Below are 707 nucleotides of genomic sequence, written 5' to 3'. Positions count from 1 at the left end.
GAGGTCGGGCGTCTATCGGGGACTCTGAACGCGATGGTGTCTGGGCTTTCGGATCTTGCGCGGACGAACCGTGCGGCGACGGCGGACCTGAACGCGGCTGCGTCGGAGATCCGTGCGTCGGCGCAGGAGCAGGCGGCGTCGGTTGAGGAGCAGTTTGCGGCGGTGCAGGAGACGGCGGCGACGGTGGACGAGATCACGCATTCGGGGGCGCAGATTTCGAAGCGGGCCACGGAGGTGATTGCGACCGCGCAGGCGACGGCGCAGACCTCGCGCCAGGGTCTGCGGGCGGTCTCCGACACGGCCAAGGCGATGGAGGCGATCCGCGAGCAGGCGGCGGCAGTGGCCGGCAACATCGTCAGCCTGTCGGAGAAGACCCAGACGATCGGGGACCCCATCAAGACGGTGAACGACATCTCGGAGCGCAAGCGCCCGCTGGGGCCACACGCGGCCAGCCACGCTGCGGGTGCGAGGGGGAGCGGACGCACCTGCGGGCGCCCAACACGGCGATCGAGGCGGCGGCGACGGGGGAGGGCGGGTTGAGAGAACGGAAGCGAGTCGGGAAGGGATCGAGTGTAGGATCGAGTGGAGATATCGGAGGTCCCCGCTGGCGCTAAACGCAGCCATCGAGGCGGCGGGGTCGGGGGAGAGGGGGTCGATGGATCGGAATGAAGTCGACGAGGGAAAGGGCATCGGATTGGGTGTGAAGC

Annotated in this window: 1 pseudogene; it reads left to right on the top strand. The window is 68.9% G+C overall.

Annotation, left to right across the window (positions count from 1 at the left end):
* A pseudogene (locus tag MKK82_RS13370) lies at window positions 1–540 on the top strand (hypothetical protein); the annotation flags it as partial.
* Window positions 541–707 lie beyond the last annotated feature (167 nt).

Source organism: Methylobacterium sp. E-046, assembly GCF_022829625.1.
Taxonomy (GTDB): Bacteria; Pseudomonadota; Alphaproteobacteria; order Rhizobiales; family Beijerinckiaceae; genus Methylobacterium; species Methylobacterium longum.
This window is presented reverse-complemented; position numbering and strand designations above follow the sequence as displayed.